At 61.3% G+C, this 22,296-nt stretch carries 20 protein-coding genes and 1 pseudogene; 10 read left to right on the plus strand and 11 right to left on the minus strand.

All coding sequences use genetic code 11. The features are described from left to right. Positions 1 to 197: 197 nt before the first annotated feature. Complete coding sequence (locus tag IVA78_RS06775) at positions 198 to 977, minus strand: enoyl-CoA hydratase-related protein (RefSeq protein WP_247279775.1); 780 nt, start codon at positions 975 to 977, stop codon at positions 198 to 200. Between the two features lie 210 nt (positions 978 to 1,187). On the opposite strand from IVA78_RS06775, the gene IVA78_RS06780 reads away from it, so the two are divergent. Then, positions 1,188 to 2,462 carry an acyl-CoA dehydrogenase family protein gene (locus IVA78_RS06780; RefSeq protein WP_247279774.1) on the plus strand — a complete coding sequence of 425 codons (1,275 nt, stop codon included), beginning with the start codon at positions 1,188 to 1,190 and terminating at the stop codon, positions 2,460 to 2,462. 113 nt (positions 2,463 to 2,575) lie between these two features. Here IVA78_RS06780 and IVA78_RS06785 read toward each other — a convergent pair whose 3' ends face one another. Together IVA78_RS06785 and IVA78_RS06790 are read right to left on the minus strand one after the other, a co-directional pair. Continuing rightward, entirely contained in the window at positions 2,576 to 4,153 is a 1,578-nt protein-coding gene (locus tag IVA78_RS06785) for a fatty acid--CoA ligase (protein ID WP_247464877.1), read from the minus strand. A 223-nt stretch (positions 4,154 to 4,376) separates the two neighbouring features. Beyond that, positions 4,377 to 5,249 (minus strand): SDR family oxidoreductase, encoded by an 873-nt coding sequence (locus IVA78_RS06790; RefSeq protein WP_247279772.1) that lies wholly within the window; start codon positions 5,247 to 5,249, stop codon positions 4,377 to 4,379. A 105-nt stretch (positions 5,250 to 5,354) separates the two neighbouring features. Between IVA78_RS06790 and IVA78_RS06795 the strand changes: the two genes are divergently transcribed. The 4 genes from IVA78_RS06795 (at position 5,355) to IVA78_RS06810 (ending at position 9,185) form a co-directional block, all read left to right on the plus strand. Beyond that, a complete protein-coding gene (locus tag IVA78_RS06795; protein ID WP_247279771.1) occupies positions 5,355 to 6,164 on the plus strand; it encodes a crotonase/enoyl-CoA hydratase family protein in 810 nt (269 codons plus the stop codon). A gap of 125 nt (positions 6,165 to 6,289) precedes the next feature. Then, positions 6,290 to 7,834, plus strand: coding sequence for an acyl-CoA synthetase (locus IVA78_RS06800; protein WP_247279770.1), 1,545 nt, complete (start codon positions 6,290 to 6,292; stop codon positions 7,832 to 7,834). Positions 7,835 to 7,986: 152 nt separating this feature from the next. Then, positions 7,987 to 8,391: a YccF domain-containing protein gene (locus IVA78_RS06805; RefSeq protein WP_247279769.1), complete on the plus strand. Its 405-nt coding sequence runs from the start codon at positions 7,987 to 7,989 to the stop codon at positions 8,389 to 8,391. Positions 8,392 to 8,759: 368 nt separating this feature from the next. Beyond that, positions 8,760 to 9,185, plus strand: a complete 426-nt coding sequence (locus IVA78_RS06810) for a DUF4440 domain-containing protein (RefSeq protein WP_247464881.1) — start codon at positions 8,760 to 8,762, stop codon at positions 9,183 to 9,185. 306 nt (positions 9,186 to 9,491) lie between these two features. On the opposite strand, the gene IVA78_RS06815 is transcribed toward IVA78_RS06810, so the two are convergent. Further along, positions 9,492 to 9,881, minus strand: coding sequence for a hypothetical protein (locus IVA78_RS06815; RefSeq protein ID WP_247449744.1), 390 nt, complete (start codon positions 9,879 to 9,881; stop codon positions 9,492 to 9,494). 343 nt (positions 9,882 to 10,224) lie between these two features. Then, positions 10,225 to 10,515 (minus strand): hypothetical protein, encoded by a 291-nt coding sequence (locus IVA78_RS06820; protein ID WP_247279766.1) that lies wholly within the window; start codon positions 10,513 to 10,515, stop codon positions 10,225 to 10,227. Between the two features lie 211 nt (positions 10,516 to 10,726). Between IVA78_RS06820 and IVA78_RS06825 the strand changes: the two genes are divergently transcribed. Then, positions 10,727 to 13,678, plus strand: coding sequence for a BTAD domain-containing putative transcriptional regulator (locus IVA78_RS06825; RefSeq protein ID WP_247279765.1), 2,952 nt, complete (start codon positions 10,727 to 10,729; stop codon positions 13,676 to 13,678). A 296-nt stretch (positions 13,679 to 13,974) separates the two neighbouring features. Here IVA78_RS06825 and IVA78_RS06830 read toward each other — a convergent pair whose 3' ends face one another. After that, on the minus strand, positions 13,975 to 14,586 hold the full coding sequence (locus IVA78_RS06830) for a protocatechuate 3,4-dioxygenase (RefSeq protein ID WP_247279764.1): 612 nt from the start codon (positions 14,584 to 14,586) through the stop codon (positions 13,975 to 13,977). Then, positions 14,586 to 15,509: a tripartite tricarboxylate transporter substrate-binding protein gene (locus IVA78_RS06835; RefSeq protein WP_247464884.1), complete on the minus strand. Its 924-nt coding sequence runs from the start codon at positions 15,507 to 15,509 to the stop codon at positions 14,586 to 14,588. Before IVA78_RS06835 ends, IVA78_RS06830 begins: the two co-directional genes overlap by 1 nt. Before the next feature lie 183 nt (positions 15,510 to 15,692). On the opposite strand from IVA78_RS06835, the gene IVA78_RS06840 reads away from it, so the two are divergent. The 3 genes from IVA78_RS06840 (at position 15,693) to IVA78_RS06850 (ending at position 18,234) form a co-directional block, all read left to right on the plus strand. After that, positions 15,693 to 16,643 (plus strand): LysR family transcriptional regulator, encoded by a 951-nt coding sequence (locus tag IVA78_RS06840; protein WP_247279762.1) that lies wholly within the window; start codon positions 15,693 to 15,695, stop codon positions 16,641 to 16,643. A 158-nt stretch (positions 16,644 to 16,801) separates the two neighbouring features. Next, positions 16,802 to 17,245, plus strand: coding sequence for a cache domain-containing protein (locus IVA78_RS06845; protein ID WP_247279761.1), 444 nt, complete (start codon positions 16,802 to 16,804; stop codon positions 17,243 to 17,245). Between the two features lie 176 nt (positions 17,246 to 17,421). Continuing rightward, on the plus strand, positions 17,422 to 18,234 hold the full coding sequence (locus IVA78_RS06850) for an alpha/beta hydrolase (RefSeq protein ID WP_247416717.1): 813 nt from the start codon (positions 17,422 to 17,424) through the stop codon (positions 18,232 to 18,234). A 581-nt stretch (positions 18,235 to 18,815) separates the two neighbouring features. Here the strand turns inward: IVA78_RS06850 and IVA78_RS06855 are convergent. From IVA78_RS06855 to IVA78_RS06870, 4 genes are read right to left on the minus strand one after another with little or no spacing between them, the layout of a single operon-like run. Beyond that, positions 18,816 to 19,499 carry an MIP/aquaporin family protein gene (locus tag IVA78_RS06855; RefSeq protein WP_247279759.1) on the minus strand — a complete coding sequence of 228 codons (684 nt, stop codon included), beginning with the start codon at positions 19,497 to 19,499 and terminating at the stop codon, positions 18,816 to 18,818. Next, positions 19,499 to 19,882, minus strand: coding sequence for an arsenate reductase (glutaredoxin) (gene arsC / locus IVA78_RS06860; protein ID WP_247279758.1), 384 nt, complete (start codon positions 19,880 to 19,882; stop codon positions 19,499 to 19,501). The genes IVA78_RS06855 and arsC overlap by 1 nt, the downstream gene beginning before the upstream one ends. A gap of 2 nt (positions 19,883 to 19,884) precedes the next feature. Next, positions 19,885 to 20,355: an ArsI/CadI family heavy metal resistance metalloenzyme gene (locus IVA78_RS06865; RefSeq protein WP_247279757.1), complete on the minus strand. Its 471-nt coding sequence runs from the start codon at positions 20,353 to 20,355 to the stop codon at positions 19,885 to 19,887. Between the two features lie 13 nt (positions 20,356 to 20,368). Further along, entirely contained in the window at positions 20,369 to 20,716 is a 348-nt protein-coding gene (locus IVA78_RS06870; protein ID WP_247279756.1) for a helix-turn-helix transcriptional regulator, read from the minus strand. A 1,287-nt stretch (positions 20,717 to 22,003) separates the two neighbouring features. On the opposite strand from IVA78_RS06870, the pseudogene IVA78_RS06875 reads away from it, so the two are divergent. Further along, positions 22,004 to 22,296, plus strand: a pseudogene (locus tag IVA78_RS06875) (adenylate cyclase); the annotation flags it as partial.

The raw sequence follows: 22,296 nt of genomic DNA on the forward strand, positions 1-22,296 counted from the left end.
TGCAGATAGTTGCGCTCAATCGTCCGGTCATAGCTGTTGTCGCGCATCGGATCGTCCTCCGCTGGAGCGATCCAATCAGCGAATTAGTGAACATGCACAATTGCGAGCGCAGCGAAGCAATCCAGAGTCTTTCCACGGAGGCGGTCTGGATTGCTTCGTCGCAAGAGCTCCTCGCAATGACGGGGGGAAAGACTCGTTTACTTCCCCACCCATTTCGGTGGTCGCTTCTCCGCAAACGCCTTCGGGCCCTCGATGTAATCCTGCGACGCCACCATCGCCTTCACCGCCGGATACTCCCGCTGCTGCTCGATCGCCTGTTCCAGCGAGACGCCAAGCCCTTTCTGGATTGCCTGCTTCGAGGCCCGTATGGACATCGGCGAGTTCTTGGTGATCATCTCCGCCCAGCGCAGCGCGGCGTCGAGCGCCTCGCCTCGCGGCACCACCTCGTTGACGAAGCCGAGCTCGAGGCCTTCCTTGGCACTGACATGCCGCGCGGTAAGGATCATGCCCATGGCGCGTTTGAGGCCGATCTGCCGTGGCAGGCGGTGCAGGCCACCGGCGAGCGCGGCCAGGCCAACGCGCGGCTCGGGCAGCGCGAAGGTGGCATTCTCCGAGGCAATGATGAGGTCGCAGGCCAGCGCGATCTCGAAGCCGCCGCCCATCGCGACGCCGTTCACGGCGGCGATGATCGGCTTGTCGCAGTCGAACCGCGAGGTCAGGCCCGCAAACCCACCCTTGTCCCAGCCGCGTTTGCCGCCCGCGGCCTGCCACTTCAGATCGTTGCCGGCGCAGAACGCCTTGTCACCGCTGCCGGTGACGATCGCGATCCATTGCTCGGGATCGGCCGAGAAATCGTCGAAGACCTTGTTGAGCTCGAAATGCGCGTCCGTGTGCAGCGCGTTATAGACCTCGGGCCGCGACAGTGTGACGATCGTGATCGGGCCCTTGCGTTCCACCTTGGAAAATTTCAGCTCCATGATCGCTCCCGCATTTTCTCGTGAAGGAATATTGTCGTCATACTAGCGCGCGGGTGCGCTTGAGCACCACCGAAATGCGCAAGCGCGCCTTGCGTGCCTCACACGTCTCGGCTTGCTTGACTTGGATGCGCTCTTCTCCGCTTAATCGTGCGAAGCAAGAATGCGCTTAGCGCCTTAACGCAAAACGAAAAATCATTGAGGGAGAGACCCTTGGATTTCTCATTGCCTGACGATCTCGTCGCCTATCTCGGAGAGCTCGACCGTTTCATCGAGCGCGAGATCAAGCCGCTGGAGGAGGCCGATGACAACATCCGCTTCTTCGATCACCGCCGCGAATGGGCGCGCACCGATTTCGAGAATGGCGGCCTGCCGCGCCACGAATGGGAGGCGCTGCTGCGCAAGGCCAAGGACCTGGCGGACGCCGCGGGTCATCTGCGTTTTCCGGTGCCGAAGCAATTTGGCGGCAAGGACGGCTCCAATCTCTGGATGGCCGTGATCCGCGAGCATTTTGCCGCCAAGGGACTCGGCCTGCACAACGATCTCCAGAACGAGCATTCCATCGTCGGCAATTTCCCCGTTGTCACCATGCTCGACCGCTACGGCCGCGACGATCAGAAGGCGATGATCGACGGCTCGATCAAAGGCAAGTACCGCATCACCTTTGGCCTAACCGAGCCGCATCACGGCTCGGACGCCACCCATATGGAGACGCGCGCGGTGCCGGCGACCCGCGACAACGTCAAGGGCTGGATCATCAACGGCGACAAGATGTGGACGACAGGCATGCATGTTGCCACGCATTGCGCGCTGTTTGCGCGCACGAGCGGCAATCACGGCGATGCGCGCGGCATCACCTGTTTCCTGGTGCCGGCGAAGAGCGACGGCGTCAAGGTCGAGGAGTACATGTGGACCTTCAACATGCCGACCGACCATCCCCGCGTCAGCTTCACGGACGTGTTCGTGCCCGAGGATGCGCTGTTCGGCGAGGTGGGCCGCGGCCTGTCGCTGGCGCAGTGCTTCGTGCACCAGAACCGCATCCGCCAGGCCGCGAGCTCGCTCGGCGCCGCGGTTTACTGCATCAACGAGAGCGTGAAATATGCCCGCGAGCGCAAGCCGTTCGGCAAGGCGCTCGCCGAGAATCAGGCGATCCAGTTCCCGCTGGTCGAGCTCGCCACGCAGGCCGAGATGCTGCGTCTTCTGATCCGCAAGACTGCCTGGGAGATGGACCAGCTCACCGAAGAGCAGATTGAGCGCACGCTCTCTGATCGCGTCTCCATGTGCAATTACTGGGCAAACCGCCTCTGCTGCGAATCCGCCGACCGCGCCATGCAGGTCCATGGCGGCATGGGCTACTCACGCCACAAGCCGTTCGAGCACATCTACCGCCACCACCGGCGCTATCGCATCACCGAGGGCAGTGAGGAGATCCAGATGCGGAAGGTGGCCGGGTTCTTGTTCGGCTATATGGGGCCGGGGAAGCATTAGCGCTAGCACCGTAGGGTGGGCAAAGCGAAGCGTGCCCACCACCTCTCCCGCAATCGTCGAAGAATGGAGGGCGCGGCGCTTTGCGCCTTTGCCCATCCTACGGCACTACGCGGTCAATTCACCCGTCGCTCTTTCCCGGCCCAATACGGCTCACGCAATTGGCGCCGCAAAATCTTGCCGCTCGGATTCCTCGGCAGCGCCGGCAGAAACTCCACGGTCTTGGGCGTCTTGTAGCCAGCGATGCGCTCGCGGGTGAAGTTGATGATGTCGGTGGCTGTGGCCTGCTTGCCAGGCTTCATGACCACCATGGCCTTCACCGCCTCGCCCCATTTGTCGTCAGGCACGCCGATCACGGCGGCCTCCGCGACATCAGGATGATCGCACAACGCACTCTCGACCTCGGCCGGGTAGATGTTCTCGCCGCCCGAGATGATCATGTCCTTGATGCGATCGTGGATATAGAGATACCCGTCCTCGTCCATGTAGCCGGCATCGCCGGTGCGCAGCCAGCCGTCGGAACGAAGCGCAGCGGCGGTCGCCTCGGGCACGTTCCAATACCCGGCCATGTTGGAGCCCGAGCGCGTCGCGATCTCGCCGACCTGGCGCGGCGGCAGCGGCTTGCCGTCGACGTCCAGGATCGCGATCTCGACGCCCGGCAGTGCCTTGCCGGCCGAGCGCATCCGCTCCAGTCCCTCGATGTGGTCTTCCGGCGGCAGCGCGACGATGGTGCCGGTGGTCTCGGTCATGCCGTACATTTGCACGAAACCGCATTTGAAGACCTCGATGCACTCCTTCAGCAGCGCCGCCGGAATTGGCGAGGCGCCATACAGCATGTATTTCAGCCGCGAGAAATCGACCGTCTTCGCGCGCGGCTGCCGCACCACGAACTGCATTGCCGCCGGCACCATGAACAGCTTCGTGATCCCGGACTGCTCGAAGAAGTCCAGAACCTTGGTCGGATCGAACTCGCGCGCGATCACGCCGCGGGCGCCGTGATAGAGCCCCATCACGCCCCAGCCCGAGCCGCCGATGTGGAAGATCGGCATCGCCACCAGCGAGACATCATCGGTCGACCACCGGTTCCACTCCGGCTTGTCCTCGGCATTACCGGTCTGTACCAGATTGAGGAAGTTCGCGTGCGAGAGCATTGCGCCCTTCGGCTTGCCGGTCGTACCCGACGTATAGAGCTGGATCGCGATATCCTTGGTGTCGATCGGGACCCTCGGATCGTCACCGCTCTGCGTGTCCCGCCAAGCCGCAAAATCCTGCCATTCCGGCGCGCCGCCTTCGGTGGTGATGATTGTACGCAGGCCCGGCAACTGGTCCTTGATTTGGCGAACGAGCGCGATGAACTCCGGCCCGACGAACAGCACCGGCGCCTTGCAGTCCTCGACGATGAAGGCGACCTCGGGTCCCGCGAGCCGCCAATTCACTGGCGCCATCACCACACCGGCCTTCATGGCGCCCATCAACAGCTCGAAATAGATGTCGCTGTTCTTGCCGAGATAGGCGATGCGGTCGCCTTTCTTCACGCCCATTGCGATCAACGCGTGGGCGACCTTGTTGGTGTTGACGTCGAATTCGGCGAAGCTGGTGAGTCGGCCCTCGAACTCGTAGGCAATGGCGCTGCCGCGGCTTTTCGCGCGCTCGCGCACCATGTCGGCGAGATTGGCCAGAGGCTGTGTGGGCATGTTTCTGCCGTCGTCTTGTTCTTATGCCGCAGAGTGTGGCGTCATCCGCGGGTGAAGACAAGACGGGACAAATCAGCCGCGGTTTCGTGTCCCCGAACGCGACGCATCACGAAGTGATGCGCTGCTCAGCCGGGACCCAGCATCCGGCGAGATGGGCCCCGGCGCTCAGCAGCGCACCAGGCCGAAGGCGGCGCGCTGCGCTGCGTCCGGGGCACGGGGGAGATCATCCCCGTTTGGCCCGGTCCTTCTCGTTCTGCGCCATGATGCTCTCGCGCGCGGCTTTCCAGTCGTCGTCGCTCCAGTCCCGGAGCTGGTAGAAATTGCCGCCCATGGCGAGCGCCTGCGCGCCGTCCATGGCGATGGTCTCGCCGTTGATCCAGTCGCAGCCGCCGGAGATCAGGAACACCGCGAGGTTCTGCAGTTCCTCCATGGTGCCGACTCGGCCCATCGGGTTCATCGCCTTGGTGCGCGCGCCGGCCTCGTCGCCGGGCTTGATCCGCTTGCTCATGCCTTCGGTCGGGATTTCGCCCGGCGCGATGGTGTTGAGGCGGATGCCGTAGCGGCCCCATTCGGTGGCGAGCGACATCGTCATGGCGTGGATCGCCGACTTGCTCATCGCCGATGGCACCACGTAAGGCGAGCCGTTGCGCACCCAGGTCACGGTGATCGAGACGACGTTGCCGGGCTGCTTCAAGGCGATCCAGCGCTTGCCGACCGCCTGCGTGACGTAGAACGTGCCGTGCATGACGATGCTGGCGACGGCATCGAAGCCGCGCGGCGAGAGCTCCTCGCTGCGCGAGATGAAATTGCCGGCAGCATTGTTGATGAGATCGGTGAGGGGACCGTCGCGAAAGATGGTCTCTATCATCTCCTCCACCGCGAGAGCGTTGCGGATGTCGACACCATGGCTGGTGACGCGGCCGCCATAGAGATCCATCAATTCGGTCGCGGTCTCGTCGCACACGATCTTACGCCGGCCGCAGATGTGCACCTCGGCGCCGAGCTGGAGGAAGCGCGCCGCCATCGACTTGCCGAGCCCGGTGCCGCCGCCGGTCACGAGAATGCGGCGTCCGGCCAGAAGATTTTCCTTGAACATGGGTGTTTCCCCCGTAGGGATTGTCAGTTAATTGGTCGATTGACTAAATCCGGCCGCCAGCGTCCTGTAAAGCGGCACTGAACAAGAACAGGGGAGAATTCATCCATGGAAGAGCGCGTCTCGATTTTGATCTCGGACGGCGTCGCCGACGTGCGCCTGATGCGCGCCGACAAGATGAATGCGCTGGATCAGGCCATGTTCGAGGCCCTTGTCGCTGCGACCGAGCGGCTTTCGAAGGAAAAGGGCGTGCGCGTCGTCGTGCTGTCCGGCGAGGGCCGCGCTTTCTGCGCCGGCCTCGACATGGGGCGTTTTGCCGCCATGAAGGAGAAGGGTGGCAACGGAATTCCGGGTGGCGAAAATCGTGACCTCACCAAGCGCACGCATGGGCAGGCGAACTTTCCGCAGGCCGCGGTGTGGGGCTGGCGTCAGCTTCCGGTGCCTGTGATTGCGGCCGTCCACGGCGTTGCTTTCGGCGGCGGCTTCCAGCTCTCGCTCGGCGCCGACATGCGCTTCCTCGCACCCGATACGCGGATGTCGATCATGGAGATCAAATGGGGCCTCGTGCCCGACATGGCGGGCACGCCGATCCTGGCAAGCCTGGTGCGCGACGACATCCTGCGCGATCTCACCTACACCGGCCGCATCTTCTCCGCGCAGGAGGCGATGACTTACGGCCTCGCCACCCGCATCTGCGACGATCCGCGCGCAGCGGCCCTGGAAGCCGCGCGCGAGATCGCTGGCAAGAGTCCCGACGCGATCCGTGCGGCAAAACGCCTGCTCAACAATCTCTCGGTCGATCCGGGCCCCGCGCTGCTCGCCGAATCCGTCGAGCAGCAGAAGCTGATCGGCAGCGCGAACCAGACCGAGGCGGTGCGGGCCAATCTGGAGAAGCGCGCGCCGAAGTTTGCGGATTAACACAGACCTCATCCCGACGAGCCGCGCAGCGGCGTCTCGAGGGATGGGCCACGGGCTCTCATGGTTCGAGACGGCGCTTTGCGCCTCCTCACCATGAGGGCGACTTTGAACAAGAAGAAGAACAAATGAGCGAAACGTCTCAATTCCTGGGCATCGTCTCCGGCAACCGTCGCCGCTCTCACGCCGAGGTCGCTGACCGTGCCGACCGCATCGCGAGTGGCCTTGCCGAGCTCGGCGTCAAGCCAGGTGATTGCGTCTGCATGCTGATGCGCAACGACATCGCCTTCCTGGAGGCCGCCTATGCTGCGATGCGGCTCGGCGCCTATGGCGTGCCCATCAACTGGCACTTCAAGCCGGAGGAGATCAATTACATCCTGGAGGATACCGGCACCTCCGTGCTGATCGGACATGCCGACATGCTGCATGCCTTGCGCGGTGCCATATCGAACGGCGTCACCGTGCTCAGCGTGCCGACGCCGCCGGAAATCCTGTCCAATTACAAGATCGATCCGGATCATCTGAAGATTCCGGAGTTCGCGATCGATTTTGAGTCTTGGCTCGCCCAGCAACAACCCTATGACGGCCCGGTCGTGCCGCAGCCGATGAGCATGATCTACACCTCGGGGACGACAGGCCATCCCAAGGGCGTCCGCCGCAATGCGCCGACGCCGGAGCAGCAGGCTGCCGGCGAGCGCATGCGCGCGATGATCTACGGCCTCAAGCCCGGCGCCCGCGCGCTGTTGCCGGGCCCGCTCTATCATTCCGCGCCCAACTCCTTCGGCATCCGCGCCGGCAAGCTCGGGGGCGCACTGGTGCTGATGCCGCGCTTCGAGGCCGAAGAATTTCTCGAACTCATCGAACGATACAGGATCGACACCATCTTCATGGTGCCGACCATGTTCATCCGCCTGATGAAGCTGCCGGAAGAGGTGCGCAGGAAATATGACGTCTCCTCGCTGCGCCACGTCATCCATGCCGCCGCGCCATGTCCGGCCGACGTCAAGCGCGCCATGATCGAATGGTGGGGACCGGTGATCTACGAATTCTACGGCTCGACTGAGTCCAGCGCGGTCACCTTCGCAACCTCGGAGGATGCGCTGAAGAAGCCCGGCACGGTCGGCAGGATCTCGCCCGGCGCGGAACTGCGCTTCATCGGGGATGACGGCCGCGTGCTTCCGGTGGGCGAAGTCGGCGAGATCTATTCCTGCATGGCCGGGATGGCCGATTTCACCTACCACAACAAGCCGGAGAAGCGCGCCGAGATCGACCGCGATGGCTTCATCACCTCCGGCGATGTCGGCTACATCGACGAGGACGGTTACGTCTTCATCTGCGACCGTAAGCGCGACATGGTGATCTCAGGCGGCGTCAACATCTATCCGGCCGAGATCGAATCCGTGCTGCACGCAGTGCCTGGCGTGCATGATTGCGCCGTGTTCGGCATCCCCGATGCCGAGTTCGGGGAGGCGCTGATGGCGGTGGTCGAGCCGCAGGCCGGCATCACGCTCGAGGCCGCCGAGGTCCGGGCGCGATTGAAGGCTTCGCTCGCCGACTACAAGGTGCCGAAGCACATCGAGATCCGCAGCGGGCTGCCGCGCGAAGATTCCGGAAAAATCTTCAAGCGCCGCCTGCGCGATCCCTATTGGGAGCAGGCCGGACGCAAGATCTAGCCGGGTGCGCAAGGCGATACCCGGGACAGTGAGAGCCAAGGTCCCGGATGTCGCCTCGCGCAGCCGGGCTTCGTTTTGTGGGTATCGAGCCGTCTTCGCAGAGACAGATTTCGAACCTATATAGATGGCGTCATCCACCTTCGGATCATCCCATGGCTCCCGTTTCCATCCTGCTCAACCTGCTCTGGATCCTCATCGGCGGCGCCTGGATGGCGTTCGGCTGGCTGATCGCCGCGGTCATCATGGCCATCACTATCATCGGCCTGCCCTGGGCGCGGGCGGCCTTCAACATCGCCGTCTACACGCTGCTGCCATTCGGCTCGAAGGCGGTGCGGCGCGACGAGGTCACCGGGATGAGCGATATCGGCACCGGCCCGCTCGGGGTGATCGGCAATATCATCTGGTTCGTGCTCGCCGGCTGGTGGCTGGCCCTCGGCCATCTCCTCACCGCCCTGGTTCTCGCCGTGACCATCATCGGCATCCCCTTCGCCTGGGCGCATTTGAAGCTCGCAGGCATCGCGCTGTGGCCGATCGGCAAGGTGGTCGTGCCGGCTTAGGCATGGACCTGTCAACGACGGCCTCCGGCGGCAGAGCGGAAGTGGCCCAGCTTGCGGGCCTCGTCGGTTGATGACGCAACTCGGACGTGAACCAAGATGGGAAGCTGTTCGCTCCGCATCGACGCTGGCGATACGGCGCGTCATCTCGTCCGCGCGGGCCGCCACGGCAAGGAGCAATCACTCTCGTCGCTCTCAGGACCGAGCGAGTTGGCTAGGGCGCCACGTCGCACTCAGTTCGTCAATATTTCTTACGGTAATTCCCCGGAGTTGCTGTTTTGTCAAACCCGGTCTGGGATGTGGCATTCGACGCCTCCGCTGTGGGCAACACCCGCGCTGCAATCGAATCGTACATTGAGTTGGAGACGATCATGCGCAACATCGTACTGGTGATGGTATTCGTGGTCTCGCTGGCGGCTCCGGCTTTGGCTCAGAAGCCCGAGATTGAAGCGATCAACACCAAATTTATTGAATTCTTCAACAAGGGCGATTTCTCTGGTATCGGCTCGCTCTATACCGCTGATGCGATCGCGATGCCGCCCGGCTCCTCGTTGGTGCAGGGCCGAGCAGCCATCGCAGTAATGTGGAAAGGCATGGCGGATCAAGTCGGCGACCCGAAGCTCACAACTGTTGACGTGAAGTCGCTCGGCCCTTCGGCGGCACGCGAGATCGGCACGTTTGCTCTGAAGACCAAAGGGCCGACACCGCAGGAAGTGACTGGGAAGTACGTCGTTGTTTGGGAAAAGGTCGGAAATGACTGGAAGCTCGCCACCGACATATGGAACGAGGGCAAGTAGGCCGCCCGTAGGCGTACGTGTCCGTTATTGGGCGAAGTCACGGCTCGTGTCATGGAGGTCCGGCTTTTGCGGCAGAGCGGACCAGATTTTCTCATCCTGAGTTTCGCAGTTTGACCCAGGGCGGACCTCGCTCCGTTGCAGCGCGGTCAACTCCGCAATTGAAATCGAGCCTGCGCGGGCTCGGAACGTAACTCAAGCGGGTATGAGATTAATGACTCGCATTGCTATCTGCGCACGAGACCGAGAAAGTCTCGGCGCGGGTCCACAACGGGGCCGGTCCATGTGGCCGGAATTACATCGAGAAGTTCAACGTCCTGTTCCTATTTCGGCGATAAGGCCACGGCAGCGGAGTATCGTGCCGGCCTCAAGTTCGCGATCGAGCGAGGCTGGCTCGAGTTGCACGAGAGTGACACCTACGTGAAGTTCACCCCAGCCGGCGCCGGTCTGTTCGCTTAAGCTCGGCGCTTCCGCCAGCGGCTTTGCTTCAGCCAGCGGCTTTCGCGTCACATCATCTTCAGACGCTGGACGGCACGTCGTTAGAACAAACGCCGACCTGCTACATTGCCATTCACTGCCGAGGGCGGCACTCGAGACAGGCCGGGGAGCAGCGGCCACGACCAATAAAGCAGCCGCAGCGGCCAGGGAATTTGCGATGACGAGCTTGCGTCCTTTGCGATTCCAAGTTGCGCCGATCATGGCCGTCGCTCCTTTTGCAGGTCAGTGAGGACGCTAGGCCGAGTTTGTTTCGGGATGGCTTCGTGGCCGCGCAAATCGGTCTCGTTCACGCGGCAGTGATGGTTTGGGCGGAGCGGGTCTCTTACTACCCTCCTGGGTGTACAGGTTGCGATCAGCTGCTTCGACGGACGGTGGAACCGCCGGTATGAAATGCCTGCCTCGGACGACCTCAAGGCATCGGGCTTGAAATCTCGGAAATAGTCCGCCCATTCCGTTCGCTCGCCGGCAAGGAGCGCAGCGATATCACGAAGTGCGACTGCCGCGCGGTGGCTGCTGGAGATCAGCCACCACGCGACAGCGCGATCTACCGCGTGGGGTCGATCGCAACAACGGGAGAGAGGGCCAGCGCTGTAATCGCGCGTCCTCCGCTGCTGGCGGTCCGCTCATCGCGTGCCCCTTGGCGCGGCATCAGGACCGGCGCGGATATGCCAGCCGCAGGCGTTTCCTGTTGCGCGTTGGCCGGTCCCAATATCACGAACTGGTGCGGCGTAATCGAAAAGCCCAGGACTTCATACGTCGGTAGTTCTGCAGCATTGGCTCCGACTGTTCCCATCACGAGGGCTGCGGCGGCGGCAAGCGACAAGCGATTCCACATCGTAATCTCCATCGGTAATGGTGGCCCTGACCTCGCGAGTAGACTACCGACCCGCCGCAATGGACCTGTCGGCGCGCGCGTGATAAATTCGCAAAATCGTCGGACCGGGTCTTTTTGCACCCTGAGTACAGGGCCGGCGGATATGGCGAAGGCAAACCTCGCACTTCTTGGCAGTTTCCGGCTCCAAACGGACACCGGAGAGCCCATCCCGTTGGCCACCAAGAAGACGACAGCCCTGCTGGCCTATCTGGCACTGCACCCGGACGACCCGCAGGCGCGACCAAAGCTTGCGGCGCTGTTGTGGGGCGACCACGATGAGGCGCAGGCCCGCGACAGTCTGCGACAGGCGCTGAGCCTTTTGCGCAAGGCTTTGTCGCACATCTGTCCTACCGCATTGGTCGCTCAGGAGGACACCATCCGCCTTGAGCCGGCCGCCCTCGAAATCGATGCAAGGGTGTTCGAGGAGCTTATCGCGGAGCCGGGCGTGGCAAACCTGGAGCGGGCCATCGGACTCTATCGTGGCGAATTCCTCGACGGCTTTCAGGTGTCGGCACCAGAATTTGAAAGCTGGGCAGCGGCGGAACGTCAGCGATTCCGTGAACTCGCCTTGGAAGGCATGGCGAAGCTGCTCGATCATCACCTGTCCGCAGGAGTGATCGAACGTGGCATTCACATTGCGACCCGCCTGCTTGCCGCAGATCCCCTGCAAGAGCGTGTTCATCGCACCCTGATGGGGCTGTATGCCCGGCAGGGCAGACAGGGCGCGGCGCTCCGCCAGTATCGAACCTGCGCCGAACTGCTCTCCAGGGAATTGGGAATTGAGCCCGACGCGCAGACCAAGACATTGCAGCGCCATCTCTTGCGAGAGTGGAACCGTACGCAGCCCAAAGCCTCAGCGATATGTAGTTCGGTGCCACAGGGTGCGGTCGGCTGGATCGATCAAGTGCCCGACACGGAAGGCCTGAGCAGAAGCATTCCGCCATCGGTGCATGCGAATGCCGCGCCGGGTAATCTCCCCGTCCAGGCAACAAGCTTTCTGGGCCGCGACAGAGATGTCGCCAGAGCCGGCCGGATACTTTCCAGCGCGCGGCTGGTCACGCTGACCGGCCCCGGCGGGATCGGCAAGACACGGCTCGCCCTCCAGCTTGCGGCGACGATGCGTGACAACTATCCGGATGGCACGTGGCTGGTGGAGCTTGCCGCTTTCGATGATCCCAATGCGACCGGTCACGCCGTCGCCGACGTCTTCGGCATCACACAACAACCCGGCAAGACGATCGAGCAAAGCGTCGCCAATGCGCTTGCCGGACGGAGCCTGCTTCTCATTCTCGACAACTGCGAGCACTTGATCGATGCGATAGCCGGCCTTGCACGGGAGATCCTGTCAACATGCCCGCATGTCAGCCTGCTGGCGACCAGCCGGGAGACGCTGATGGTCCACGGCGAGCGGACCTACCCGGTGCTTCCCCTCGAGTGCGGCGACGGAATCGATGCGCCAGCGGTGGAGCTGTTCGTGGAGCGCGCGCGATTCGTGGAGCCACACTTCGAACTCAATGGTGACGCCGACACGATCTGTGAAATATGCCGCCGCCTTGATGGCATTCCGCTGGCCATCGAGCTCGCAGCAGCCCGAACGCGGGCAATGAGTCCCACTCAGATCCGCGATCGCCTGCATGAACGCTTCCGTCTGCTCACCAGCGGGTCGCGACACGTTTTGAAGCGACATCAGACGCTGCGCCACGCCGTCGAATGGTCGTATGACCTGTTGTCGCCATCCGAGAAGGCCGTGCTTTCGCGCGCATCGGTATTTTCCGGAGGTTTCGGGCTGGAGGCTGCCGAGCGCATCTGTAGCGGCGGCGACATCGCGGCCGCCGATGTTCTCTATCTCCTGGACTCACTGGTACGAAAATCGCTGCTCAGCGCCAAACGGGTCGGGAATGCAGTTCGCTACAGCCAGCTCGAAACCATCAGACAGTTTGCCGAGGAGCGGCTCGCGATGCTGGGTGAAACAGAGGTCTTTCGGGGCCGCCATGCGCAATTTTTCGCGGAGGATGCTGAGACGCACCATAGGATTTGGCGAAGCCCGCAGCAATTGATGGCTTATGTCTGGCTCGATCAGGAAGTGGACAATTTGCGCGCGGCGTTTCGGTGGGCGAGCAGCCAAGATGATATCGATGTTGCGGCCCGGATCGCATCCAGGGTCCCGAGCATGGCGGTCCTCCGCGTGCGCAGCGAACCGCTCAATTGGCCGACGGAGATCGTCGATGCGGCACGACGCGCCGGCCATCGCCGGCTCGGCGCCCTGCTGACTTATGCAGCAAAAAGGGCCTGGAACCTGGGACGTGTTCAAGAGGCGACGCTCTACGCCGAGGAAGCGACAGCGCTGATAGGCAATGCCAACTTCGACCCGCCAGTCTGGGCGTTCTCTGTTCTGGCCATGATTGCGTCCCGACAGGGCAATGCCGAAAGCGCTGTCAAGTTTGCGCGTGCCGGCGCCGAGCACCCGGCGGACCGACGCGAGCGGCAATGCCTGGCGACGCTTCCTTTTTACCTGGCGATGGCCGGCGCGCATGACGAGGCGATGGCGATCGCCGACGACATCGTTGACAAGGTTGCGGCCGCGCGAACGCCAAGTTCGCTCATCGCGGCGCTGTTTTCCAAGGGAAGAGCCTTTAGCGAGGCCAACCCAAGGTGTGCCCTGGATGCGTTGGAGATGGCCCTTGCTCATGCAAGGACATCCGGTAATCGCTACTGGGAGATCGTCATCATCCCCGCCGTCGCGGAGTTGCAGGTGCGGAGCGGCGATCCGGTCAAGACGTTGCGAACCCTGCCGCGAATGCTCGAGATCTGGGGCCAGTCAACAGAGATAGGTCTTGCGACCCTCACGACCGCCACCCTTATTTTGCTGTTTGAGCGGCTCGGCCACCCGACGGTCGCGGCCACGCTTAGCGGAGCCCTTTCCCAAATGATCCCGTCCACCAGCTTCTTCCAGGAGTTGCCCGACACTCTCGCCCGCGTTCGCGATGTGATGGGCGAGGCCGCCTTCGCGGAGGCCAAGCGGCATGGTGCGGCGATGGCTCACCGCGAGATGGTCGATTATGCGGCAAACCAGGTCCAGCACGCGCTGGCCGCGAGGGGTGCATCCAATGCCGAATGTCGATAAGTCTATCGGCGGATTGGTCAGGAATGAATGGCCGCTGATGGCCCTTAGCTGCCTCGCCCGACCATCCAACGACCGTCTGCTTTCAGCTGGAGAGCGGATTAGGGCCGTGAAGTCTCTTCGCTTCAGCATGTGACCCCAGAGCGGACCTGCCAGTGTGGCGCAGAATGCGAGAGCTGTATGAGACTGTCGCAGTCCCGTTGCGCCCAGAGGTCGCGACCCCCATCACTGGAGTAGGGCGGTACTCCCACGGCAGATGTTGACCCGAAGCCTGACTTGGAAGCCCTCCTACACCGCCATCATCCGCTGGCCAAGACTATGTCGAAATCCGCGACCATCGCGTGCTTCTCGAGGTGGGATGGCGGCTCTTGCAAGTTGACGATCAGTCGGTCGGGGTGCGGAGCCGCGTTGAGCCAGCGGTCGGTCAGGTTTTCGGCTTCGCCAGCGAAATAGAGCTGGGTTACCAGGCGATCGAACTGGCCGTCGACGGTGAGGTGAATGTGCGGCGGCCTGATTTCGCCTTCTGCCGTCGGATAGCGGCCCGGTTTTATCGTACGAAAACTGTAGCAGCCGGACGCGTCTGCGGTCAGGCGCGCGAAACCCTTGAAATTGGGGTCGACCGGCGCTGGGTTCATATCGCTCGGATGACGATATTTCCCTGCAGCGTTTGCTTGCCAGATTTCGATGAGTGCATGCGACACCGGCTCTCCAGAAGGAGTGAGCACGCGCCCCCTGACATAGATGAGCTGGCCCTGCGCCTCGGCGGCGCTGCCCATTGGGCGCGCCAGATTGGTTGCCAGGTCGGGACGTTCCCGAATTGGATAGAACGGGCCGACGATCTGCGGCGGCGTGATCGCAAATGCTGCTTCATCGCGGCGGCCCGTCCGGCCTTTGGGTCCGGCATCGCTCATTAGGGTAGCTTGATGTCCGCGTCCTTGACGATCTTGGCCCAATGGGCAACATCGGACCGGATTCCATCGCCAAATTCTGCGGCGGTGCCGCCGACGGGCACGGCTCCTATCTTGTCGAGCGAAGCGCGGATTTTAGGCTCAGCAAGAACCTTGTTGATCGCTTTGTTGAGCTGCAAGGTGATCTCCGCGGGCGTGCCTCGCCTGGCGGCAAAGCCGATCCAATCGGCCGTCACGAGATCTGGAAAGCCTGCTTCGGCCACCGAGGGAACGCTCTTGAGGGCGGCGATCCGCGCAGGCGCGGCGACGGCGAGGGCGCGCAGCTTGCCGGTCTCGATGAGGTCGATGACCGGAAGCGTGGTCACGAACATGTATTCAACGTTGCCGCCGATCAGATCGGCGATAGCCTGCGAAAACTGCTGATAGGGTACGTGGGTGGCGTGCACGCCGGCCTGCAATGCGAACATCTCGCCAATCAGGTGCGAAGGTGTGCCAAAGCCAGCGGACGCGAAGTTGAGTTTTCCGGGCTTGCTCTTGAGCAGCGCGACCAGTTCGGGCAGGGAATTGACGGGCAACGATGGCGTGGTGACGAGCACCGTGTAGGACGTCGATATCTTGACGACCGGATCGAAATCCGCGTCGGGTCGTGTCTCTGCCTTCGGAAGCAGGGTCGGAGTAACCATCATTGGCAAGCTCATGGTGAGCAGCGTGTAGCCGTCCGCCGGACGGCCGCTTACGTCATTCATTGCGATGGTTTGCAAAGCGCCCGGCCGATCTTCCACGACGAGCCGCCAACCTTCGTTGGCCGCAAGTCCATCGGCCACCAGGCGACTGATGATGTCGGGCGGCGTGCCGGCACTCGTCGGGACGACAATTCGAATGAGGTTGGATGGATAGGTTTGCGCGGCGACCTGACGGGCCGACAACGATGCTGCAAGGGCCCCCAGCAGGAACGTGCGACGGGGCAGGCGGAAGTACGGTATCTCCGACATGGTGCTGCTCCAAAGCTCGCAAGTGAGAAGTCACTATCGATTTGCAGCTTGTTCCTGATACCTATATATGGAAAGTTCTATTTTCCGATCCTTCTATTCCGTTTCGGAAAGGGTCGCATGTTCGACGCATCCCAGATTAGTCAGCGTATCAAGCTGCGGCAGCTGAATGTCTTCATCGCTGTCGTCGAGCACGGGAGCATGGCGAAGGCGGCCGAGCACCTTGCCATTTCGCAGCCCGTCATTTCCAAGATGATCGCGAGCCTCGAGCAAACGCTTGGCCTTCCGCTCCTCGAGCGAAGCCGTCTCGGGGTGGCGCCCACGCTCTATGGCGAGGCGTTGCTCAAACGTAGCATCGCCCTGAGCAACGATTTGCGAAGTGGCGTGGACGAGCTGCAAGCGCTGGCTGATCCGACAACCGGCGAATTGCGCATCGGCAGTACGGAACCTGTGATGGCTGGCCTGCTGCCTGCCATCATCGATCGGCTATCCCGCCAATATCCGAGGCTCGCGCTTCATATCATCGAGGGCGAACCGCCGGAGCTTCAGGACCGGCATCTGCGCAACCACGATATCGATCTGATGATCGGACGGCTGCCGAGCCCGGCGCCGGCTGCTGACACCGATGTGCGGGAGCTGTTGCACGAAAGCGGCGTCGTCGTTGCAGGCTTGAACAATCCGTGGGTGCGGCGGCGCAAGATCCGCCTCGCCGAGTTGGTCAACGAGCGCTGGTGCCTGCCACCGCGCGAAAGTTTTCCGGGCGGCTGGATTGCTAATGCATTTCACGCGTCCGCACTCGAGGTGCCGCGGCCCAGCGTGACCGTGTACTCGATTCTGATGCAGTCGGCATTGCTGTCATCGGAGCGCTTCCTGAGCTTTCTTCCGGCATCGATGCTGCATTTCAGCGCCAAGCGGCTGTCGATGAAAATCTTGCCTGTCGAAATGCCTGCGCAGATGTGGCCGATCGGAATCATCACGCTGAAGGGCCGAACTCCCAATCCAGCGCGGCGGCTATTCATAGACTGCGCGCTGGAGATAGCCAAGCCGCTCGCTGGCAAGCGAACACCCTGACCGGTAAATTCAGGCGATGCACTTCCTAATGGCCCCACAGCGGACTTTACCAGTCGCCATCAAACGCGCAGCGCAAGCACAAATTTGCATCTCGACAGGCCGATTCGAAGCTGCGAAGGGAAAGGGATTGAATTCATTATCTTAGTCGGGGGCGAACGATGATTAGGATCATTCTTTCTGGCGTCGCCTCAGTCCTGTTCATCCAAGCAGCCATTGGTCAACAGTACGGCACCGCAAGTGAGGCGCGCGCCATGCTTGAAAGGGTCGTCTCCGGCATTAAGGCCGACCCGGCTGCAACAATCGAAAAAATCAATAAGAGCGACCCGAGCTTCAGCGACCGGGACTTGTATCCGACCTGCGCGGGCTCGGACGGCAAGATGGTGGCCAATCCCAACCGTGCGCGCCTCGGCCTTGTTCAGAAGGATAGTAAAGACGCCTCGGGCAAGCCGTATGGGGAAGAACTGGCTCGCGCCCAAGAGGGAGTTTTTTCAGAAGTCAGCTATCTATCGCCACGTCCCGGTGCTGACAAAACACCCGTTTCGAAGGTCGCTTTCGTTACCAAAATCGCGGGATACATTTGTCTTGTAGGGTACTCACCATAGGTCGAGTGCCGTCTGGATTTTGCGCTGAGGGTCCTGCCTTCCAAGAAGATTATCCTGCAATCCATTTTGAGGTGTCGGAAATGCGTCGGTCTATTGCCATTGCAACCACGTTGCTCAGCCTTCAGTCAGCCTCGGCGGGTCCAATGCCTCCGGATAAAGCTGAGGCGGTTAAGGCAATGGGCGCTGTGATAAATGCTCCCGAAACGGGAAAGTTGTACGCGCCGCTGCAAGCGAAAGAGCCGTATGAAAACGTAACAGTCGATCGAAACATCAAGTACGGCCAACACGAGCGAAATCTGCTGGACGTGTTTCGGGCAACGACCGCCGAGGCTCGTCCCGTTCTCATCTTCGTTCACGGCGGCGGATATGAGAGGGGCGACAAGCGCGCCGGCTCAAGCCCCTACTATGACAATGTCATGTTGTGGGCGACGAAGAATGGGATGGTCGGAGTCAACATGACCTACCGGCTCGCGCCCGACTATCCCTGGCCCGCGGCGGCGGACGATGTCGCGTCGGCAGTGGCATGGACAAAGGAGAAAATCCGGGACTACGGGGGCGATCCAAACCGCATTTTTCTGATGGGGCACTCTGCCGGGGCATCGCACGTCGGCAGTTACCTAGCGCGCGCAGCCGTGCCCGTGGTCGTCGGTGCAATACTTGTGTCCGGCACATATGACCTTCGCCCCCAAATCGAAGTGGCGGGGCAGAAATCTTATTTCGGCGCGGATACCGAATTGTGGCGGGAGCGATCCTCGCTAAATGGCTTGGCCCAATCAAAGCTGCCATTGTTAGTCGTGCGCGGAGAAATTGATGTTCCGTACTACATCGACCAAGCAGAAACTCTGAAGGCTGCGATGTGCGCTAACAATCACTGCCAAACGTTTGCGGTGCTGAAAGGCCATAGCCACATGTCGGAAATTTACTCAGTGAATACGGAAGACACGACTCTTACAGATACAATCCTCGCGTTTGTAAAGGGACTGAAATAGTCGCGTCTAATTAACGATCATCGGCGGCGGACGAATTCATTTCGCGCGCCGTTCGCGCATTGTCGTGCGGGACTGCGGCACGCCGCGTAAACTTCGGGCATCCTTTCGGTTAACGATGATGGCCGCTACTGGCCCTGAGGCGATCATGCTGCCCGGTGCAACCACAACGGTTCACCGTCACGCCGGACCAGAGCTGATTCACGTCGTACAAGGCGAAGGATGCATGGAGACGCCAGAGGGCAGGCAAATCGGCCGACCGGGAGGCAGCCAGTCATTGTGCGCGCGAACGTCCCGCACAAGCCGACCGCCACGGGCACTGTCGAACGGCGTGCATTGGCGCTCGTCCTGCACGATACGCGGGAACCTTGGGTCAATCGGGCACACGATCACGGCTGGCAAGAAAAAGGACTGTGCAAGGCCGTGGAATAGCTATCGGCACCGAAATTGGAATGACGAAGTCCGCAAGTTGCCCCGTGCCGACCTCAGCTGAGCGCGCCGCGAGGTCCGCTTACTAAAGGTGACCCGAACAAGGCGATCCGAGCGGGCCAAGGCAGCCTTTGACCCAAACCGGACCTCGCGCCTCATCGTGGCTCGCGATTATTGTCGCTACCTTCATCCCAGAGCCATTTTCCGGCAATCACCGCCGTAGCCATCCCGGCTAACTGCGCCGCGATGAAGGCGACCACACCTGCGGGAGCAATTCCCGCGAACGTGTTAGACGTAGCCCGCGCAATAGTAACGGCAGGATTGGCAAATGAAGTCGAGGCCGTGAACCAGTAAGCCGAGGTGATGTAGAGACCGACAGCGTAGGGTATCGCCGACGACGCTCGCGCAACACAACCGAAAATCGTAAGAAGAAGTCCGAAGGTCGCGACCGCCTCCGCAAACCATTGCCCGCCTCCCGAGCGCACAGTCGTCGAGAATTGCCATACCGGCAGGTCAAACATCAGATGCGCGGCCCAGACGCCCGCCATTCCGCCGATGACTTGCATGGCGATGTAAAGCGCTGCGTCAGGCCACGACAGTTCCCTACGCAGGCCGAAAGCAATTGAGACAGCGGGATTGAAATGTGCGCCTGAGATCGGTCCGAAGATTAGGATCAATACAACGAGGATTGCGCCGGTCGGTATAGTGTTGCAGAGAAGCGCGAGCGCGACGTTCCCGCCCGCGAGGTTTTGAGCCATAATGCCCGAGCCGACCACGGCCGCTAACAGGAACGCCGTGCCTAACCATTCGGCGAAGGCGCGCTGTGCAAGCGTCGGCATCAGGTTGCCGAAGATCGTTGACCGCCGCGTTGGGCCGGGAGAAGGTCAAGGACGGCTTCCGAAGGCCTGCATAGGCGCACCGCCTTCGGCGTAACCACGATTGGACGATTTATCAAGATCGGATGCGCCATCATCGCATCAAGCAACTGATCATCAGTAAGGTTCGGCTTGTTTAAACCGAGATCATTGAACGGCGTGCCTTTCTCGCGAAGTACCGACCGCACGGGCACACCCATGCGCTCGATCAGTTGTTTGAGCAGCGCACGTGCCGGAGGTGTTTTCAGGTACTCGATCACGTGCGGCTCGATCCCCGCATTGCGGATCATGCCAAGCGTGTTGCGCGAGGTTCCGCAATCCAGGTTGTGGTAGATAATGACATCCATGATTAGCAGCACGCCGACGCTTTAGCCGTTGGCTGGGGCGCACAGCGCGCGCCGCTCTGCTTCTCGTGCGCGATGCGGGCTTCTTTCTCGCCCGAGCCATCTCCGTAGTTGATGCTTTCGCCGGTCGTCAGAAACGTTTCCCAAGCAATGCCAGCCGGGTCATCGATCCATGACTTCTCAGATTTGGCATAGCAGCATGCCGTCTGGCCTTGCTCAATTACATTGCCGCCTGCGGTGCGCAGGCGGGTATAGACCTCCTGCAATTCCTCGGCGTCCTCGACTTGAATGCCAAGATGATCAAGGCCAGCTTCCCGGCCTCGTGCAGAGATCGCGAAGTTTACGCGCGGATCGTCGAGCATCCACTTTGCATAATCGGATTTGACGACAGCGGGTTGGGCGGCGAACAGCGCCGAATAGAAGCCGATCGATTGGCTGAGATCATCAACGGCGACGTGAACATGCAGGCGTTTCATGGGATCACTCCTTCTAGGCTGGGACCTTCGCGCGCTTGCGCGCAGGCTTACAGGCGACGGCGGGCGTGCATTCGATGGTGCCGCCACAGCAGTTTTCGGTGAGATAGCCGAGCAGTTCATTCATGGTCTCGAATTGTGCAGCGTAGATCATCGAGCGGCCATCGCGGCGCACGGTGACAAGCCCCGCCATCCTTAGCCGATCCAAATGGAAGGTCAGCGTATTTGGCGCGAGGTCGAGAGCCGTTGACACCGCACCGGCCGACATTCCCTCTGGCCCGGCCTGCACCAACAACCGGAATACATCAAGCCGGTTATCTTGAGCGAGAGCAGCTAGGGCTGCTACAACATCCTTCTTTTTCATATTTCAACGAATATGGAAATGATTGGTTAATGTCAAGGATATTTCAGTAATTGCTGAAATACTGCGAGGGCCGCTACTGGCCCGAGGCTGCCGTTCAACAACGAGAGGTGAATGTCGGGTGTCGGAAGGCAACAGACGATTGCCGGGCTGCCACGGCAGAGGTTGACCCAAAGCGGTCATCTCACGTCGCGAAAGCGGGCCTCAAAGTACCCAGTGCTGGGCGATGGCTCATGTCCACTGCAGACATGGGCATTCGAGAGCGAAATGAAGTAGCAATGCACTGAACTTAGTGATTTTAGACTAGCTGAGAAGGCAAAAGAAGGGAAACGGGGCCGTGCATGTACTTTCCACGCTGGGCGGCCTGCTTGCTGGCCTAGTCCTTGGCGTTTTCACCGCATTCTTTCAGCTGATCGGACCGGCTGCACTCGCGCTCGGTGCCCAGCATTTGATGAATTACTCTCTCTCTCCTGAACCTGGCGGTCTATGCGATCCTGCTGTTTCTCGTGTTCTTCCGTGCGCTTGTCGGCAATGACAAGGCAACTCCAACGCAGTTGTTCGATCGATCTTTTGCCCGGCATTTGGCTCATGTATGCGTGGCCAACGTACGGAAGCTAGAGCTTTCCCACCGACGCCCATCTCTTGCTTTTTGCCCAAAGCCGACTTCGTCAACGTGTGCGCATCCGTCATCCGCGTCCTCTGGCCATTAAGGGAGTCTCGACCGCATCGCCGCTGATCGGTAGCGATGGCAGTGTTCTAGGCTTGCTAGCAGATGGTCAATCTGCGCTGTCCGCGAGTTGGTTCAAGGCGTTGGACGGCATGATCCACCGCCGCCACTCGAGGTTCTCCGTCGCACCGAGACCGTGGTAGAATGATTGCGCCAACCATTGTCGTTCAGCACGAACCAGCAGAAGCACTTGTGCCCTGTTGTACGCGCATGTAGCGCCATTTGGCGCATGAGCCTTTGACCGACGCGGCCGCCTCGGCACTCGGGTTCAACATAGAGCCACTTCAGCATCAAAAGCGGTCGCAGAGTATGCATGAACGGGATTTCGTAGTGGACCGCCTTTCCAGCAAGCCACCCTAGCCCCGTATCCGCGACGTAAGCGCCAAACTCAGGGCGCTCGCCGAAGCCACGGCGAAGCAGCTCCGCTTCGGTGAGGCTGAAGTTCTCACCGCGCTCAAAGCTGACGATCCCTCGCATTAGCCGAAGGAACTCCGGGACGTTGCCCTCGTTCATCGGCCGTATCGTGATTGCGGCAGTCGTTGGTTGCTGGAAGTTTGACGTTCGTGATCGGTCGCGGGACGGCTTTCACCTATAAGAATAAGCAGGTCGATTTGAAGACGCTCGGCAAGGACCTTGGTATCCGATGGGCGGTACAGGGCGCGGTGCAGCGGCCCGGAGATCGGGTCCGTATGAACGTATCACTTTCCGACCTGTCGACTGGTCGCGACGTCTGGTCGGACCGCTTTGACGGCGATCGGTCAAATCTTACGGCCCTACAGGAGCAGGTCACGGCTCGGCTCGCCCGCTCTCTCAACGTCGAACTCATCCAAGCCGAAAGCCGGCGCAGCCAAATGGA

It is taken from the genome of Bradyrhizobium sp. 137, from assembly GCF_023074095.1.
Taxonomy (GTDB): Bacteria; Pseudomonadota; Alphaproteobacteria; order Rhizobiales; family Xanthobacteraceae; genus Bradyrhizobium.